This is a genomic window from Streptomyces sp. JLBJ103 (genome assembly GCF_058215575.1).
The window spans coordinates 249,808-269,970 of the sequence record NZ_CM177089.1; the positions used below are offsets into that span (position 1 = coordinate 249,808).

Below are 20,163 nucleotides of genomic sequence, written 5' to 3' on the forward strand. Positions count from 1 at the left end.
CGGCACACACGCCAACGCACGGCCCCCTACGGCCCTCAGCCGTCCGCTCGGTGTCCCCCGCGGGGTGGCACGCCGATGGACCGTGGCCACGCCACGTCGTCGGTGAGCGCATCGGCGTCCCCGGACGTGCGATGGTCCGGGGCGATGGGAGCGTTGCCGTAGAGGCGGCCGGTCCGGTCGGCCTCGCGGACGGCGGTGAGGACGAGAACGCCGCCACCGGCCAGATCGATGGCGGCGTTCCCGGTCGCGCGTCCGGCATCATTGCCACGCCCGACCACTGCGGGGGCCCAGGGCGAGCGCCGTGCCAGGTCCTCCAGAAGGGCCAGCGCCCGCCCGGCGTGCTCATGCGGTACGAACAGGTGGTCGTGGTGAAACCCGGCGACGACGTTGCAGCTCAGACCCGCCTCAGCCAGTACCCGGGCGACCGCGGCGGTGAGGCCGACCGCGTCGAGCGCGGAGTGGACGCGCAGGGTGATCCAGCCCGCCACGTAGTCGTACGACAGCCCGGCCGCGTCCGCGGCTTCCACGGGGACGACCAGGGTCAGGCCCTCGGGCTCGGCCACGGTCACCACCGGCACCAGCCCCGGGGGAACGTCGCCCTCGACCGTCCCGGGCCACTGTCCGGCCACTCGCCACCGGCCACGAGCGTGTCTGCGGGGCCGCCATTCGGACCACCGGTCGGCCCCTTCCGGTGATTGCCGGACGACTCGCGAGCGGAGCACACCTCGCGGGGGTACGGCGTTTCCGCAGCAGATGCCGCCGACTCGTGAGGAGATCAGCCGTGTACGCAGCCGTCAGACGGTACACAGGGGTGACCGATCCGGCCGAGGCAGGGCGTCGGGTGAATGAGGGGTTTGTGCCGCTCATCCGACAGATCCCTGGCCACCTGGCCTACTACTGGGTCGACGCCGGGAACGGGGTCATGGTCTCGACCAGCGTCTTCGAAAACGAGGCAGGGGCCCAGGAATCGGTCGAGAAGGCGGCGGACTTCGTGCGGGACAACAACCTCACGTCGCTGCTCCCCAACCCTCCTGAGATCCTGGCCGGCGACGTCGTGGCTTCCCTTTAGCCCGCGCGCCGCCACCCGGCCCGCCGGAACGAAAACGCAGGGCAACGGCAGGACCGACCAGTACCGGCCGTGATTCATCAAGTGTTGATGTGCCGTCAACTGCTCTCCGTGACCGCCCTCCCCTACTGTCCTCCGCGAACCCCGCCGTCCGCCCCGGAGCGGCGGGATTTCGTCACCCCGTGGAGTCAGTGTGAAACGTCGCAATTTTCTGCGCGGAGCAGCCATCGGCACGTCGGCCGCCGCCTTCGGTGGCACCCTCATGCACGGGGCGGCATACGCCGCCCCGGCCCAGCCGGGTCCCGGCCCATACGGAGCGCTGGGATCCGCCGACGCCAATGGCATTCAGCTGCCCAGCGGCTTCAGCAGCCGCGTCATAGCCCGGTCCGGACAGACGGTCGCGGGCTCGTCGTACACCTGGCACAACGCTCCCGACGGCGGAGCCTGCTTCGCCGACGGCAGTGGATGGATCTACGTCTCCAACTCCGAGATCAACCCCGGCGGCGGCGTCGGGGCCGTGAAGTTCAACTCCTCGGGCACTATCACCGGCGCCCACCGTGTCCTGTCCAACACCCGCCAGAACTGCGCGGGTGGCAGAACCCCCTGGAACACCTGGCTGTCCTGCGAGGAGGTCAGCCTCGGCTACGTCTACGAAACCGACCCGTGGGGCGTGAACGCCGCCACCCGACGCGATGCCATGGGCAGGTTCAAGCACGAGGCCGCCGCGGCCGACCCGGTCCGCCACGCCATCTACCTGACCGAGGACGAGACCGACGGCTGCCTCTACCGCTTCCTCCCCACCACCTGGGGCAATCTCTCGTCCGGCACGCTCCAGGTCCTCAAGGCCGGTACGGCTACCTCCGGTTCGTTCTCCTGGGCCAACGTCCCCGACCCCGACGGCTCCCCCACCGTCACCCGCAACCAGGTCTCCGGCGCCAAGCGGTTCAACGGCGGGGAAGGCTGCCACTACGCGAACGACACCGTCTGGTTCACCACCAAGGGCGACAACCGCGTGTGGCAGCTCAATCTCACCAACAACACCTATGAGCTGGCCTACGACGACTCCCTCGTCACCGGCGGCGGCGCGCCGCTGACCGGGGTGGACAACGTCACCGGCTCCTCCTCCGGCGACCTCTTCGTCGCCGAGGACGGCGGAAACATGGAGATCTGCATCATCACCCCGGATGATGTGGTCGCGCCGTTCCTCCGCATCACGGGGCAGTCCAGCTCCGAGATCACCGGTCCCGCCTTCTCGCCGGGCGGCGACCGCCTGTACTTCTCCTCGCAGCGGGGGACCACCGGCAGTTCCTCGGGCGGCATCACCTACGAAGTGACCGGACCGTTCCGCAGCTGAGTGTGATCCGTGGTCTCGGACGGGGCGCCGGCCCCGCCCGAGACCACCGACCCGGCCCCCATCACAGTTCACCCGAACAGGGTATTGGTTCGCATTTATCGCAAAGCTACAGTCATCTTTGTCGCGGGCTGTACAGGCATATGCGATATGCACGCAGGGGTTCGGGGGGATCACCATGTGGGACGCCGTTGCTTCGTCACGCCCATCACCAGCAGATAGCGCTACCGCCGCGCTCGACACGACACCGGGCACGGGTGCGGGCGCGTTCCAGCCACCGACCGTGTCACTGCCCAAGGCGGGCGGGGCCGTTCGCGGGATCGGGGAGAAGTTCGAGAGCAACGCGGTCAATGGCACCGGCACCCTGACCGTGCCCCTGTCCACCAGCCCCGGGCGAGCGGGATTCGGGCCGTCGTTCACCCTGCGGTACGACTCCGGGGCGGGCAACGGCCCGTTCGGATTCGGCTGGCGATTATCCCTGCCTGCGATCACGCGCAAGACGGACAAGGGCTTGCCGCAGTACGTCTCCCGCTCCACCGCCGAGGACGTGTTCACGTTGTCCGGGGCGGAGGACCTGGTCCCCGAGCCCGAGCCGCTGTCCCGTGTGGAAGCCGGGCGCGGTTACGAGGTGTGGCGGTACCGCCCGCGCATCGAGGGGCTGTTCGCCAGGATCGAGAGATGGACGGACGCGGCCTCGGGCGAGACCCACTGGCGCTCGGTCTCACCCGGCAACGTCACCACCGTCTACGGCCGCACGGCCGACAGCCGGATCGCCGATCCGGCGGACAGCGGCCGTGTCTTCAGCTGGCTGATCTGTGAGAGCTATGACGACACCGGCAATGCCGTGGTCTACGAGTACAAGCCGGAGGACTCCGAGGGAATCGATCCCTGGCTCGCGCATGAACGGCACCGCTCGCCGAGGGACCGTGCGGCCAACCGATATCTGAAGCGGGTGACGTACGGCAATCGTCCCTCACGGCTGATCGACCCGGATCTGTCCCGGGCCAGGTGGATGTTCGAGCTCGTCCTCGACTACGGCGAGCATGACGGGGACGATCCCCGCCCGGTCGGCACCAGCCCCTGGAGGTGCCGCGAGGACGCGTTCTCCAGCCACCGCGCGGGCTTTGAGATCCGTACCCACCGGCTGTGCCGCCGGGTGCTGATGTTCCATCATTTCCCCGGCGAACCGGGGGTCGGCCAGGACTGTCTGGTCCGTTCCACCGACCTCTCCTACCGCGAGGACCCGACGGCCTCGTTCCTCGTATCGGTGACCCAGGCCGGGTACCGGCGCCGGGACGGGGGCGGCCTGCTGCGGAAGCCGATGCCCCCGCTGGAGCTGCGCTACAGCGAGGCCGTCGTCGACACTCGGCCGCGTGCACTGCCCCCGGAGAGTCTGGAGCACCTTCCGGCCGGGCCGGACGGACCGGGGTACCAGTGGGTCGATCTCGACGGAGAGGGCATCGCGGGCGTCCTCACCGAGCAGGGCGGCGGCTGGTTCTACGCATCGGCTCTGGGCGGCGGCCGGTACGGCCCCCTGCGGGAAGTCGCCACCCGGCCGTCCACCGGGGCACGGGGCGGGGTGCGCCCCCAGCTCGTCGACCTCGCCGGAGACGGGCGCCTGGACCTCGTCGACTTCGGCGGCACCGCACCCGGCTTCCACGAGCGCACGGAGGAGCGGGACTGGTCGCGTTTCCGGCCGTTCTCCGCGCTGCCCACCGTGGACTGGCGCGATCCCCAACTGCGCCTGGTGGACCTGACGGGCGACGGCCGTGCCGATGTGCTGATCACCGAGGAGGACGTGCTCAGTTGGCACTCCTCACTGGCCGAGGAGGGATTCGGGCCCGCACGGCGCACCTGTCCGCCCCTGGACGAGGAGCACGGACCCCGCGTGGTGCTCGCCGACGCCGAGCAGTCGATCCACCTGGCGGACATGTCCGGCGACGGACTGTCCGATCTGGTCCGGATCCGCAATGGCGAGGTGTGCTACTGGCCCAGTCTTGGCTACGGCCGGTTCGGAGCCAAGGTCGACATGGACGGCGCACCATGGTTGGACGAGCCGGATCAGTTCGACCCTCGGCGGATCAGGCTGGCCGATATCGACGGCTCGGGCACCACCGACCTCATCTACCTCCACCGCTCAGCGGTCCGTCTCTACGCCAACCGCTCGGGGAACTCCTGGGCCCCGGTCCATGAACTGCCGGTCTCCTTCCCACGGGCGGACAGCGTCTCCCAGGTCTCGGTGGTGGATCTACTCGGCAGCGGCACGGCCTGTCTGGTGTGGTCCTCTCCCCTGCCGGGCGACGCGGGGCGCCATGTCCGCTATATCGACCTGATGGGCGGCCACAAACCGCATCTCCTGGTGGAGGTGCGCAACAACCTGGGGGCCGAGACCCGCGTCAGCTACGCGCCGTCGACCCGGTTCCACCTTGAGGACAAGGCCGCGGGCAGGCCGTGGCTCACCCGGCTGCCGTTTCCGGTCCAGGTGGTCGAGCGGGTCGAGACCCTGGACCGGATCAGTGGAAACCGCTTTGTCACGCGGTACGCCTACCACCACGGCCATTTCGACGGGGCGGAGCGCGAGTTCCGGGGCTTCGGGATGGTGGAGCAGTGGGACACCGAGAGCTTCGCCGCGCTGGCCGCGTCCGGCGCCGGCAACGCCGACGAGGCACACCACGTCCCGCCCGCTCTGACCCGGACCTGGTTCCACACCGGCGCGGTCGATCAAGATGGTGGCCTGGCCCGGCAGTTCGCGCGCGAGTACTCCGGGCACCCGCTGCTCCCCCGCACCACCCTGCCCCCGGTGCCGCTCACCCCCGACGAGGAGCGGCAGGCGTACCGCGCGCTCAAGGGCTCGATGCTGCGCCAGGAGGTGTACGCGCTCGACGGCACGGAAGCGGAGTCGCGGCCGTACAGCGTGATCGAGCGCAACTACACGGTCAGACTGCTGCGCCACGCCCACGGGGAGCAACCGCCCGGTGCTGAACCGCCGTACGCGGTGTTCTTCGCCCACCCGCGCGAAACCCTCACCGCACACCACGAGCGAAAGCTGTACGACGTCGAAGGACGACCGAGTGCTGACCCCCGGCTCAGCCATGAACTGGTGCTGGCCGTGGACGACTTCGGCAATGTGCTGCGCTCGGCGTCGGTCGGATACGGCCGTCGCCATCCCGACCCGGACCCGGCGCTCACTTCCGAGGATCGGGTACAGCAGCACCGGCGCCATGTGGTGCACACCGAGCACGGCTACACCCATGCGCTGGACCAGCCGGACGCGTACCGTACGCCGGTGCGCTGCGAGACCCGGGCGTGGGAGCTGCTGGCCCTGAGCCCGGACGGCCCCCTGTTCGCCCCGGACGAGCTGGACAGTGCGCTCGCCACGACCACCCGTGAACTGCCGTACGAGGAGTGGGACGCCGGCCCGCGCGAGCCGGCGCGGCGGCTGATCGAGCTCAGCCGCACGCTGTTCCGGCGTGATGACCTCACCGGGCCGCTGCCGCTCGGCACACTGGAGCCGAAAGCGCTGCCGTACGCCGGGTATCGGCTGGCCTTCACTCCTGGGCTGCTGGCCGAGCTGTACGGCGACCGGGTGGACGAGACCGTGGTCTCCGGCACCGGCGGCTATGTGCGGCTGGAGGGCCATGACGGCTGGTGGATCTCGTCCGGCCGGGTCTTCTACTCCTCGGTCGGCGTCGATGAACTCGACCACGCCCGGCGGCACTTCTTCCTCCCCCACCGCTTCCAGGATCCGTTCGGCGCGGTCACCGAGGTGGCCTACGACCCGTACGACCTACTGGTCCAGCAGGTGCGGGACGCGGTGGGCAATGTGGTCACGGCAGGTGAGCGTGACCCCGAGGACCGCCTCCTGCGCAAGGGGAACGACTACCGCGTACTCCAGCCGCGCATGGTGATGGACCCCAACCGCAACCGCTCGGAGGCCGTCTTCGACGCGCTCGGCATGGTGGTCGGCACCGCGGTCCGGGGCAAACCGGAGGAGCGCCTGGGCGACACGCTCGACGCCTTCGACCCCGACCCGGACGAGGCAACCGTCACCGCCTACTTCCATGACCCGCTGAGCGATGCGCACCCGCTGCTCGGCGGCGCCACCACCCGCCTGCTCTACGATCTGTTCGGCTACGTCCGCACCCGCGACCACGAGCGCCCCGGCTGCCCGGCGGTGGCCACCCTGGCCCGTGAGACCCACGTCTCCGACCTCGCGGACGGCGAGCGGACCCGGATCCAGCACAGCCTGTCCTACTCCGACGGATTCGGCCGGGAGATCCAGAAGAAGGTGCAGGCCGAACCCGGCCCGCTGATCGACAGCGGCCCGGACATCGCACCACGCTGGGTCGGTACCGGCTGGACGGTGTTCAACAACAAGGGCCAACCGATCCGCAAGTACGAGCCGTTCTTCTCCGCCACGCACACCTTCGAGTTCGCGGTCATGGCAGGTATCAGCCCGGTGCTGTTCTATGACCCGCTCGGCCGGGTGGTGGCCACCCTGCACCCCGATGACACCTGGGAGAAGACGGTCTTCGACCCCTGGGGCCGGGCGGACTGGGACGTCAACGACACGGTGCTGGCCGACCCTCGCCAGGACCGGGACATCGGCGGCTATGTACACCGCTTCCTGGCCCGCGGCCACGGCTGGCGAAGCTGGTACGACCGTCGCGCCGAAGGTGATCTCGGTCCCGCCGAGCGTACGGCGGCCCACAAGGCCGCGGCGCACGCCGGGACGCCGACCCGCACCTGGGCAGACACCCTCGGCCGCACCTTCCTCGCCCTGGCGGACCAGGGCTCCGCCTGGTACCTGACGCGCACCCGGCTCGACATCGAGGGCAATGAACGCGAGGTGATCGACGCGCTGGGACGGGCGGTGATGCGGTACGCCTATGCGATGCCGGGTGGGCGGGTGCGCCAGGCGAGTATGGAGGCCGGAGAGCGTCTGGTGCTCAACGATGTCACCGGCAAACCGGTGTACTCCTGGAACGGCAGGGGCTTTCGGTTCCGCACCGAGTACGACGCGCTGCGCCGCCCGGTCCGCAGCTTTGTGGGGGGCGGCGACCTGCCCGGCGAAATCCTGCACGAGATCACCGAGTACGGCGAGGGCGTCCCGGACGCACCGCACCTCAATCTGCGCGGCCGTGTGTTCCGTTCGTATGACGGCGCCGGCGTCGCCACGAGCGCGGCCTACGACTTCAAGGGCAATCTGCTCGAGGCCGGGCGGCGGCTGACGGTGGCATACCGCCGGTCCCCCGACTGGGCGGGCGATGTGGAGCTGGAGGACCGGGAGTACACCAGTGCCACACGCTATGACGCCCTGAACCGCCCGGTGGAACTGACCGGTCCGGACGGCAGTGTGACCCGCCCGTTGTACAACGAGGCCAACCTCCTAGAACACCTCGCCACCCGGCTGCGGGGCGCACCGGAACCGACCGTGTTCGTCTCCGGCATCGACTACAACGCTCGCGGCCAGCGGACCTCGATCACCTACGGCAACGGCGTACGCACCGACTACGCCTGGGATCCGCTGACCTTCCGGCTGGCCCGGCTGCGCACCACACGCGGCGGCACGGCGCTCCAGGACCTCGGCTACACCTACGACCCAGCCGGAAACATCACCCGCATCGAGGACACCGCCCAGCAGACCGTCTTCTTCCGTAACCGCCGTGTGGACCCCAGCGCGGACTACACCTACGACGCGCTGTACCGGCTGACCGAGGCCACCGGCCGTGAGCATCTGGGCCAGGCGGCCGGCGCTCCGGTCCCCACCAGCCAGGACGACACCCCGCGGGTGCGCCTGGCGCACCCGGGCGACGGTCGCGCCCTGGGCCGTTACGTCCAGCGCTATGTCTACGACGCCGTCGGCAACATCCTCTCGATGGCTCACCGGGGAGACGACCCGTCCCGGCCCGGCTGGACGCGCGCCTACCGCTACGCGGAACCCAGTCAGCTGGAGCCGCAGCACTCCAGCAACCGCCTGACCGGCACCACGGCGGATCCGGACGAGGCCCTCCAGCGGTTCGGCTACGACACACACGGCAACATCACCGCACTGCCCGAACTCCCCCTCATGTGCTGGGATTTCAAGGATCAGCTGTGTGCGAGCGCACGTCAGGTGGTGAAGAGCGGGGACAGCCCGGAAACCACGTACTACGTCTACGACGCCACCGGGCAGCGCGTGCGGAAGGTCACCGACGGACCGGCCGGTGTCCGGACGCATGAGCGGATCTATCTCAGCGCGTTCGAGATCTACCGTGAATACGGCACGGGGGGCGCCGTCTCACTGGAACGCGAGACCCTGCACATCCTCGACGACAAGCGGCGCATCGCACTGGTCGAGACCCGGACCGAGGGCATCGATCCCGCTCCGCACCGGCTGGTCCGCTTCCAACTGGGTAATCATCTGGGCTCGGTGGCCCTGGAACTGGATGCCACCGGCGCGGTGATCTCCTACGAGGAGTACTACCCCTACGGGTCCACCTCCTACCAAGCCGTGCGCAGCGGCGTCGAGGCGCCCAAGCGCTATCGCTGTACCGGCGAGGAGCGCGACGAGGAATCCGGCCTCTATTACCACGGCCTCCGCTACTACGCCCCATGGCTCGGACGGTGGACCAGCTGCGACCCCATCGGCATCGAGGATGCGCACAACCTCTATCTCTACGTCGGTGACAGACCGGTCGGCAGCAAGGACCCCACCGGCATGTGGGAGATGCCGAGTTGGCGCACGGTCGCCGTGGTCACCGCTGTGGTGGTGGTCGGTGTGGCGGTCACGGTGGTGACCGCGGGTGTCGCCGGGCCAGCCGTCGCCGCCGCGGCGACGGCCGCGGCGGGTTCCGTCGGCCTCGGCGCCACGGGTGCGGCGGTGGTGAGCGGAGTGGCCGTCGGCGCCACCGCCGGGGCCGCCGGGGGGCTGGCATCCGGCCTGGTCGGTGAGACCACCCGGCAAACGGTCAACAGCCGTGCGCTGGGCCTGGGCAACGAGGAGTTCAGCGGCAAAGCCATCGCCCGGGCCGGTGGGGAGGGACTGATCACGGGGGCCATCGGTGGCGCGGTGACGGGAGGGCTGGCCGGTGGCCTCACCCAGGCCGCGCGTGGCGGTGCGCTGGGAGCGCGCCTGGCGACCCACGCGGTCGCCTCGGGCAACCCCGCCGTCCCCGCTGTCTCCCGTGCCACGTCGACCGCGATTCAGGCCGGACGTGTGGCCAGGAATGTGGGGATCGGCGCGGTGAGCGGAGGCGTGGGTGCGGGAGCGTCGGAGTTCACCCGGCAGAAGCTGCGCGGTGAGGACACGGACCTGGGGAAGATCGGGGCCGCGAGTGGCCTGGGTGCCGCTCTGGGCGGTGCCGTGCCCCTGGGTGTGGCGGGAGTCCGCTCGGCGCGGGGCGCACTGACCCGAGGGCGGGTCACCGCGCTGTCCGATGACGTCGATATCCAGGCGAACGCCTTTGAAGCTTCGGAGTTGGACCGCTCGATCCCGAACAACCGGCAGGTATTCAACTCGCACGGCGAGCCGGGCCGTGTGGAGATCAACGGCACGATGCAGCCGATCGGAGATCTGGCGCCGCTCATCGAGGCCAATCCCAGTCGCCTTGTGACCATCCGGGCGTGTGAGGTCGCACAGGATCCGGCTGCGCTCAGGAGTCTGGCGGAGAGCACCGAACGCACCGTCACCGCGTTCACCGAACCGACACTGATGACCACCGACTACATGAACCCGAGCACGCTGCACGGAAGCACGGTGGTTCCCGCGACGCCCACGACCTTCGTTCCGGACACGCAACCCGCGACACACCAGCTGTACCGGAACCTCACCATTGGCCTCACGGCCTCGCAATCGTCGCGGGACCGCTGACAGGGGGGTTGAATTCCATGGCGTCCATCATCGTGCTGCGGCTGCATCCGGTCGAACCGGTCGCGGGAGAGGACTTCACCAGCTATCTGACCGGGCTCAGCATCACCGCATGGGATCTGACCTTCAGCACACCGCTGGACGGGATCCTCGTCGGCACCGCCACCTACAAGCCCCCGCCGGACACGAGCACCACGATCGTGCAGCACTACAGTCCGCCCGGCGGAGGGCTGCCGCCCGTCCCGGCCGAACCGCTGGCCGTGGCCACCGCGGTGATCAAGGTGCCCGACCCACCGGACCACCCCGAGCACGGGACGCGCGATCTGCGGCTGGAGATCACCCGGGCCGGGAAGCAGATCGTCCACCGCCAGGTGTACTTCAACGTGCCGGAGCAGCAGCACGACGGGCCGCTGCCCCTGGCCGCGTATCCCCTCCTCGGCCCGAGCCTGTTCCTGCCGCTGCCCGCCGCCGCTCTCGACAGTCAGAACCCCCTGGAGCTGCCCGCCGACGGCACCCCGCCGCGCTTCGCGGACCTGCGCAGGGCCGTCACCGATGTGCTCGGGCACGATCCGGGGGACACCGACGCCCTGCCCACCCTCACCCCGCAGCAGGCCAGGCATGTCGCCTACGAGATCGTCTGGAACAACGCGCTGCGCCCGCTGCCGGTACCCGATCCCTACAACCCGGCCGTCCCGAACCAGTCCACGCGCTCCCTCGAAGCGATGTACACCGGCAAGAAGGGCGACGACGACCCGAGCGAACAGGCCCGCCGCCGCTTCGAGGGCGAGCGGCAGGCGTACTACGCGAAGGGGAACGCGGAGGCCGAGCGGCTGGCCGGGTTTGTGTTCGCGCTGAGCGGCGCGGTCGCGGCCGAGGCGCGCAGTCGGCAGGCCGACCGGGCCGGGCTGGACTTCCCGGTCCAGCTCACCGCTCCCCCGACCGGCACCGGAGCCCGATACCGGGAGGCCAAGGTCATCCTCAATGGCCTCGGAGCGCTGCCCGAGCCCCGGTTCGGCGTACCGGCCGCGTATTTCTACGTCCTGTCGGCGACCATGCCCACCTCCGTGGCCGCCGACCGGCGGTACGAACTGGCCGTCCTCGCGGACGAAAAGCACACCCGCGACACTTTACGGACCGCCATCACACTCGGGGTGCTCGAGGAGGCCGCCGACCAGGACGGTGTGGGGTTCGAACCGCCCCTGGCCACCACGCACACGAACATCAACCAGGCCGCGCGACGGCTGCGCGCGCTGGGCGCAGCCACGGGCCCGGCCACGCCTCTCACAGCCGACCATGTGCGGACGCTGCTCGAGAGCCATCTGGCGTTCAAGGGCGAGGACATCGCCGCCTTCTGGGGCGGGCTGACCTCCGCGGCCGATCTGGCCGCCCATCTGGAGCTGGTGCTGCGTGCCCTCACCGGCGGCCATGACACGCTGGTCGAGAGGATCAGGACCTCGTTCGCCGTCGGCTCGGCGGCGGAGCTGGCCCAGAAGAAGGCCGAGGACTGGCGCGCCCTGTTCCGCACACCGGACGGTGGCATCGACGACACGCTGCTGCCGCCGTTCATCATCGCGGGGAGCCCACAGGACCGGGTGAACGCGTTCATCCGGCACGTCGCCAAGTTCTTCGCCCTCACCACCGAGACCGGCGACCGGGAGGCTCCCGAGCCGGAGCTGCCCCCACGGTTCCGGGAGCTCCACCGGGATCCGCTGACCGCCTTCACCGGCTTCTACGGCCCGGACTTCACCTTCGGTGAGCCCTGGGACGAGGACCGGATGCACGGTGCCGTCACCGATGTGTTCCCCGATGACCACGACGCACGCGCCTGGCTGGAACAGCTGATCCGGGCCGTGGACGAACTCACCCTGCTCGCCCAGGCGATCCCGGCGGGGGACCGGCGGTTCTCCGCGATGGAAGCGCTCTACGCACGCGGTTTCACCAGCCGTGCCCAGGTGCGGGAGCTGTCGCTCGAGGAGTTCACCCGCGCGCTCACCGGCACCGTAGTCCACCAGGATGCCCCGCTCCTCCACGCGGCGGCGACCGCTGTCGCGGAGGGGGGAGACGGAGCGGGGGACGATGAGCCGGGCTGCTTCGTGCCCGTCAATCCGGGCGGACGGCTCGTCGACTGCCGGCCGCCGGACCATCTCTCACCGCTGGGACCGATGGCCTACTTACAGCAACTGCTCCGGCTCAGTACCCGCTCGACGTGTGAGGACCCCACACCGAGCGGTGACTTCAGCGATGTGGGCGATCTGCTCGCGGCCCGCCGCGGCCCGGCGGGCGAACTCCTGGCGTCCGAGGCCAATCTGTCCACTCCGCTGCCGGTGATCGACCTCGTCAACGAGTGCCTGGAGGCCGTCGCGACCCATCCGGGCGACCCGGTGGGCGCGGTGTACAACACCAGTGGCACGGAGCTGGGCGGCCACACCCTGGGATCGCCGCATGACCCGCCCACCCTGTTCGCCGCGCTGCCCGAGCACTCCACCCCCGCGACCCCGGTCGCCGAACCCGGTGCCTACGAGATCCTGCGCAAGGACTTCTCCGCCCCGGCGCTGCCGTACGCACAGGCCCTCGACATCAACCGCGGTTATCTCCGACATCTGCGCACCAGCCGATACGCCACCATGCGCCGCTTCCGCGCGGACATCACCGAGCTGGTCCTCGACCCGGCAGCCGAGCCCGCGGGCTTCCAGCGCCATCTGTGGCGCTACCCGGTGCGCGCCGAACTCGCCCATGAGTACCTCGGGATCACTCCCGAGGAAGCCGAGCTGCTCTACGGCACGGGTGAGCTCCCGCTGTGGGAGTTGTACGGTTTTCCGGCGGAGACGGTCGGTGACCGGCCCTGGACCCGGATCGTCGTACGGCTTCCGGAGTTCCTGGCGCGCACCGGGCTGAGCTACTGCGCGTTCCTGGAGCTGTGGCGGTCCGCGTACGTGCGGTTCTGCGCCTATCTGCCGAGTGACGCGCGGGACACCAACGGGGACGCCAGCGGTGTGCGGGACGACGCCGCTGTCCGGGACGACGTCGACGATTGCCTGCCGTTCCCCGACTGCGAGCCCTGCCATCTCACCGACTACCGCATCCGGTTCACCGATCCCCAGGACCCTGAGCAGGCGCTCCGTCGGCTGGCGGTGTTCATCCGGCTGTGGCGCACCCTGCGCGCCTTGCCCGGCGGCGGGTATCGATTCGCCGAACTCCGGGACATCTGCGAGGTGCTGGGACTGTTCGGCGCCGAGGGGACCGTCGCCCCGGGCTTCCTCCGGCAGCTCGCCGCCTTCCAGCTCCTGCGCGACGACTTCCGGATCGCCCTCACCGACGGCAGTCCGCCCGCGCCCGGCGAGACCGGTGAGCGGCGGACGCATCTGCTGGCGCTGTGGGTAGGGCCGGACGCCACCCACTGGGACTGGGCCGTCGACGAGCTGCTGGACCAGGTCCAGTGGCATGCGCGAGCCCGGCACGGCTGCGGCTGCCGCCCACCGGAATTCCGCAAGCTGCTCGCCGAGAACCTCGGCCCGCTCTCCCGGCTGGCCGGTTTCGATCCCGGGTCAGCGGCCGACACCTGGTCCGCGCGCCCGACGCACACCCTGCGGTTCGCCGAGGTCCTGGGCAAGATCTACGCCTCCGACTTCGGCATCGGAGAAATCCTGTTCCTGTTCACCACCGATGATCACTTGGACGGCGACGATCCGTTCCCGCTCCAGCCGGGGAACGAGGCGCTCGACTCGCCCCTCGGCCTGCCCGACGACGAGACGCGCTTCTCGCTGTGGGATCTGCGCCGGGCGCTGCTCGCCGTGGAGGTGTCCGACGAGGACGCCGCCGCCTGGTCCTGGGACCGTATCTCCACCACCCTGCGCGGGGAGTTCGGCTTCACACCACCCAGCGGGTCCCCGGATCCGCTGCTGTCCCTCGGTACACACTTCTTCCCCTCGGTGCTGGAGACCTGCGGGCTTCCGGTGCCGATCGCCGACCGGCAGTACCGGACCGGGCTGCCATCGGCGGACACCGCCCCGCTGATGTGGAACACCCCGCCCGACGGTCCGTTCCGCTACGACACCGCGGCCGAACAGCTGTGGACCCAACTGCCGCTGACCGATGAGGCGGTGATCGCGAAACTCGGCCGGGTCCGCCAGCTGAAGCCCGCGGAGCAGACCGCGGTACGGGAGCTGTACTTCCTGCCACGCGCCGATCTCGCGCCCTTCGCCTTCCTCTTCGGCAACCTCGCGGACGCCGAGGAGCGGCTGCTCCAGGAGCCCGACGAAGGCCACCGCTGGGCGTATTTCCAGCGCTCGTTCGCCCGCACTCACGCCCGCTGCCGGATCATCGCCGAGCACCTGGCCGGACATGTGGCCGAGTGGATCGGACGCCCCGGGGACAACGGTGGCGACGACTGCGGCGCGGCGGATCTGGCCTGGACGCTGCTCGGGCATCTGTACGCCGATGAGAACCGCGCCCTCGGCCCATGGGAGTCCGACTCGGGCGAGCGGCCCGCCGTCACCTGGCCGGACCAGCCGACCGGCGGCGCCTTCGCGGCCCTGCTCGGTCTCACCGGCACCGGGCTGCTGGGTGAACTCGCGCCGGAGGGCGGCCCGACCGTCTGGCGCGAGCTCCGCGGGCCGATGTCCGCCTTCGGACCGGAGGTGGACGCCGCGGGGGTGCAGCTCCCGACCGTACTGCCTGGCCTCGACGTGACGTTGAGCGAAGCGCAGAAGCGCTTCGTCAGCGTCCGTAACGGCCTGGCGCTCGCCAACCCTGACGGCCGGCCGCTGGGCAGTGCGCAAGGCTGGACCGCGCGGTGGAGCGGGGCGCTGCTGATCGATGAGGAGGGCGGTTACACCTTCCGGGCGGGAGCCCCGGCCCCCGTGGGACAGCCGCCCGACGCCGCGGCCGCGCACCGCAAGCGCTGGCGGGTGTCCCTGCGGCGCGGGCAGCGCAGCTGGGTGCTGCTGAGCCACGACTGGCCGGACGAGACCGCGCCGCCGGACTGCTCCGCCCCGCTGACGCTGCGCCGTGGCGTGTACCAGCTGGTCGTCGAACTGGCGCAGCCACGGCCGGAGTTCGCGCGCCCGGAGGACGTCTGCCCGGCCACCGGCGGGTTCGAGGTCGCGTACGCGGGGCCCGACAGCGGAGGCGAGCTGGTCACGCTCCCCTATGAGCGGCTGTTCCACGACCGCAAGGACGGGCCGCTCGACGAGGGGCTGTGTGTGCGGGGCGCCGCCCGGAGCTTTCTGCGCGGCCGGTTCACCAGCACCCTGCGCGATATCCGCCGCACCTATCAGCGGGCCTTCAAGGCCCTGCTGTTCACCAGCCGATTCGAGCTGTCCGCGCGTCCCGCCGCCGACGACGGACAGTCCGAGCTGGGCTATCTGCTCGCCCACGCCGAGGACTTCACCGGCACCTCGTACTACCGCCACGGCGGCGGCTTCCGGGTGCACCGCGCCTTCCTGGACGTCAACTTCCTTCCCTTGAAGGACAATTACCGCCCCCCGGCTCCCGCCCAGGACCGCCGGATGAACCCTTCGCCCCGCCGTCGGCAGGCGCTCTTCGACTGGTGGGAGCGGATCTTTGACTACACCGTCGTGCGCCGCGACGCGGTCACGGCGCCCGAGCGTCCACTGTGGCTCCTGTTCCACGAGGCCGCCGAGAACCACCCGGACGATCCGGCCCATCTGCTCCGGCATATGGGGGTGGATCTGCTGCACACTCCCCTCGTCCTCCGCTACTTCCCCGGTCATCAGGTGTCCAGCGCCGACCTGGAGGACGAGCGCTGGGCCATCCGCGTCTGGCACGCCGACACCTGGATCCGCGCGCTGCGCCGCCACTTCCTGGTCAAGGACCTCCAGAGCGCCCGACCCGATCTGTGGGCCTCCGACGACCCAGGTGCGCTCCCGGCCGGAGAGACCGTCACCGGCAATCAGAACCTCACCCGGTTCGTCCGCGAAGGCTGCTTCGAAAACGGTCAGCCGCGTCGGTACGAGGACGTCAAACGGCTCAACGACGGGCTGCGGGAGCGGGCCAGAGCCGCACTGCACGCCTATCTGTGCGCGATGGACCGGGTGCCGCTGCCCGACGGCGCGTCGGTCTCCGAGCCGGGGCAGCTCAGTGAGGTGCTGCTGCTCGATGTCGAGGCCGGGCTGTGCGAGCGGACGACCCGGATCGAGGAGGCGATCGGCGCCGTCCAGCTGTTCATCCGGCGCGCCCAGCTCGGCCTGGAGCCCCGGTTCACCGTGACGCCCGCCTTCTCCCTGCTGTGGGAGCGGCGTTTCGCCGACTACCGGCGGTGGGAGACCTGCACCCGGCGGGAGCTCTACCGGGAGAACTGGATCGACTGGGAGGAGCTGGAAGAGGCCCGGCGCGGCGAAGGGTTCCGTCTCCTGGAAGCCGAACTGCGGGGCGCCACGCTCACCGTGCCGCTGCCCGGCGGTCTGGAGCACTGGAGCGGAGGGCGGCCACCCGTCCACCCGGGTCTGACGCCGCTCCAGGCGGACCGGCCCGCCGGGATCCAGGGACTCGACCCGGCCAGGGAGGGTCTCGATCTGCTGGGCACACCGGAGTGGTCCGCCACACCGTCATGGCTGGCAGCCGTGGGGCTCTCCGCCGGTGATGGAGGCGGCAGCGGAAACGGGGACAACGAGGGCGGTCAGGACGGCGACGGGCCGCGGCTGACGGCGCGCGGGGAGTCCGGCGGGGCCGATGCGGACATCTCCCTGTGGATCCAGGCCGCCGTGCGCCTGGGCACCCGGTTCATCCGGGTGGCCGCGGCCTGCGAGCCGCCCGCGGCCATGGGGTTCGCTCCCCGCCCGGCGGATGGCGCGGAGATCTGCTGCGCCGACTGTGGCGCCCCGCCGTCGGCGGTGGTCGACGAGTACTACTTCTGGACGGTCGACGTCCGGCACTACGAGGAGCAGGAACAGCAGGCGGAATGGCCCTGGCACCAGCCGGGCGAACTGCCCCGGCTGCTGCACTGGGACAGCGGGCGCGCCGTGCGCCTGGCATGGTGCCGGGTCCACAACGGCCGGTTCCTGCAACCACGGAGGTCGGCCGAGGCCGTCCGGATCGGCGACGGGGACGACAGCGGCGATCTGGAATTCGTCGGCCGCACCGCGGACTCGCTGACGTTCCGGGTGACCGGTGGTATCGCGCCACCACCGCATCTGGGTGCCACGGCCGGTTTCCGTTACGACCTCCCTACGGATGCCGCCGTTCCACTGCCGCTGGTGGTGGAGCCGGCTACAGGCGACACGCCCCGTTACCCGGGGGCGCTGCCCGCGTACCCGTACTTCGCCTACCATGCGCCGGGCACTCCACTGGTGCCCGCCTCGCCTTTCGCCCCGGCCGTGACGGTCGCCGGGACACTGCGGGCCCGCTGCCGGTTCGAGGCCGCCCTCAAGTGGTACGAACTGGCCTTCGCGCCACTGTCCTCGGACTCCGACTGGCTGTACGGGGCCGGGGACGACGCCAGGCAGCGGTCGATCGTCCTGCACTACACCGAGACACTTCTCCAGTGGGGCGATGCGGCGCTCCAGCGGGGTACGCCCGAAGCGTTCGGCCACGCCCGGCTGTTGTTCGACACCGCGGCCAGGCTGCTCGGCGCCCGGCCCCGTACGATCCGGGCGGAAGCGGGCCGCGAACCGGACACCGTCGCGGATTTTGTTCCGCTCGCCCCGCCGCTCAATCCCCGGCTCGTCGCGCTCTACGACCGCACCGCCGACCGTCAGGGCCTGATCCGGGCCTGTCTCGACGCCCATCGGCTGCGCCGACCGGCCCTGCCCTACCCAGGTGCGTGGCCGGACGCGGGAAGGGCATCCGCGCGGCCCTGCCCGGACGACGCGGACTGGTGTGCGCCGCCCAGCCCGTACCGCTTTGTCTTCCTGGTACAGAAGGCCGTGGAGCTGACCGGTGAGGTGCGCACGCTCGGCACCGCGCTGCTCACCGCGTACGAGAAGGGCGACGCCGAGTACCTCGCCTCGCTGCGCGCCACCCAGGAGAGCCAGCTGCTGGCCCTCGCCTCGCAGGTCCGGCAGCAGCAGTGGCGGGAGGCCGACTGGCAGCTCCAGGCACTGCGCAAGACCAAGGAGATGACACAGACCCGCCGCAACTACTACGCCGCGCTGGTCGAACACGGTCTGATCAGCAAGGAGATCGAGTACGAGAACCTCACCGGTACGGGCCTCGCGCTGCGTACGGCGAGCAATGTCACCGAGGGCATCGCGCAGATCATGGGACTGATCCCGGACATGTTCGTGGGGTTCCCCTGCAACCAGATCCAGCCGCCGGTGGGCTCCAAGCTGGGCGGCGTGTTCTCGGCAGCGGCCCGGATCACCAACGGCCTCGCCGAGATCGCGAACACCACGGCGGGGCTGCGGCTGACCCAGGCGGGCTGGGAGCGGCGCGAGGAGGAGTGGCGCCACCAGGTGGAGGTCCTGGACATCGAACTGGAGCAGGTGGAGCGGCAGATCCTCGCGGCCGAGCGCCGTCGGGGCATCGCGCTGCGCGAGCTGGAGAGCCATCAGCGGCAGCTGGAACACTCCGTCGATGTCCAGGACTTCCTGCGCTCCAAGTTCACCAGCCATGACCTCTATCTGTACCTCCAGCAGGAGACGGCGGCGCTGTACGACCAGCTGTACGAGCTGGCCGTGCACGCGACCCGGCAGGCGCAGCGGGCGTTCAACATCGAGCGGGGACACACCGTGCGCGACTTCCTGCCGGTGGAGGACGGCTACGATCTGCGCGAGAGGCTCCTCGCCGGGGAGCGGCTCCAGCTCGCCCTGCGGCAGATGGAACACTCCTACCTCGACGAGAATCTCCGCGAGTACGAACTGACCAAGCACTTCTCGCTGCGACGGGACTTCCCCCTCCAGTTCCTGCTGCTCCAGGCCACCGGTGAGTGCGAATTCGAGCTCGCGGAGTGGATGTTCGACCAGGACTACGGCCACTACCTGAGGCGGATCAGGAACGTCGGCCTCACCATCCCCTGTGTGGTCGGCCCGTACGCGGGGGTGCACTGTCGGCTGACACTGCTCAGCAGCAGTACCAGGATCAGCCCCGAGCTGACCGTGCCACCGGCCGGGTGCTGCGGGGAGGAGGGACCGGACAACGGCTATCCGGCCCTGCCGGACGATCCGCGCGTCGTCAACGAATATCTCGCCACCGAAGCCATCGCCACCTCCACCGGGCAGAACGACACGGGCATGTTCGAGCTCAACTTCCGGGACGAGCGAAAGCTGCCCTTCGAATTCCGTGGTGCGGTGAGCCGGTGGCGCATCGAAATGCGCCCGCGGAACAACCAGTTCGACCTGGACACGGTGGCGGACGTCCTGCTCCATCTCAACTACACGGCGCGCGAGGGCGGGGATGCCCTACGCCACGCGGCGGAGGAGATCACGGATCGCCATCTGCCCGGCTCCGGGTTGCGGTACTTCGACGTACGGCACGACATGACATCGGCCTGGCACGCCTTCCAGCGCCCGCACGGTGAGGACCGGCACCACGAACTGACGCTGAGGCTCGGGCGGGGGATGTTCCCCTTCCTGCCGGGTGGCCCGGACGTACGCGTCAGCCGTCTGGAGCTGTTCTTCGAGACGGCCGACGCGGTGCCCAGCGAACACCGCCTGCTGCGCTTCACCCCCGCCCGCCCCCACGGACATCACTCCGACGACCGGTGCCCCGCCACCGAGGTGCGCTGTGTGGCGGGCGCCGACTGGCCGGGCCTCTTCCACGGGGTCCTCCAGGACCCCGGTTTCGGTCCGCTGGTCCGCACCGGAGAAGGCGACCTCGGCACCTTCTCCTTCCCCGCCCTGCTGCCGGAGGTGACACGCATCCTGCTGTTGTGCGCGTATGAGGTGTGCTGACCGGGCGGATCCCCGCCCATTCTGAAGGCTGCGGTCCGCCCATGGTCCC

Annotated in this window: 4 protein-coding genes and 1 pseudogene; 4 read left to right on the forward strand and 1 reads right to left on the reverse strand. The window is 70.3% G+C overall.

Translation table 11 applies throughout. From position 1 onward, the window contains the following. Positions 1-293: 293 nt before the first annotated feature. A pseudogene (locus AC4BEG_RS01025) lies at positions 294-629 on the reverse strand (ACT domain-containing protein); the annotation flags it as partial. A gap of 227 nt (positions 630-856) precedes the next feature. On the opposite strand from AC4BEG_RS01025, the gene AC4BEG_RS01030 reads away from it, so the two are divergent. The 4 genes from AC4BEG_RS01030 (at position 857) to AC4BEG_RS01045 (ending at position 20,114) form a co-directional block, all read left to right on the forward strand. After that, on the forward strand, positions 857-1,069 hold the full coding sequence (locus tag AC4BEG_RS01030; protein ID WP_490703994.1) for a hypothetical protein: 213 nt from the start codon (positions 857-859) through the stop codon (positions 1,067-1,069). 190 nt (positions 1,070-1,259) lie between these two features. Beyond that, positions 1,260-2,420: an alkaline phosphatase PhoX gene (locus AC4BEG_RS01035; RefSeq protein WP_490703995.1), complete on the forward strand. Its 1,161-nt coding sequence runs from the start codon at positions 1,260-1,262 to the stop codon at positions 2,418-2,420. A 280-nt stretch (positions 2,421-2,700) separates the two neighbouring features. Next, the gene (locus tag AC4BEG_RS01040) at positions 2,701-10,269 is read left to right on the forward strand and encodes a SpvB/TcaC N-terminal domain-containing protein (RefSeq protein ID WP_490703996.1); all 7,569 of its coding nucleotides are present in this window, start codon (positions 2,701-2,703) and stop codon (positions 10,267-10,269) included. Between the two features lie 17 nt (positions 10,270-10,286). Continuing rightward, a complete protein-coding gene (locus AC4BEG_RS01045; RefSeq protein WP_490703997.1) occupies positions 10,287-20,114 on the forward strand; it encodes a Tc toxin subunit A-related protein in 9,828 nt (3,275 codons plus the stop codon). Positions 20,115-20,163 lie beyond the last annotated feature (49 nt).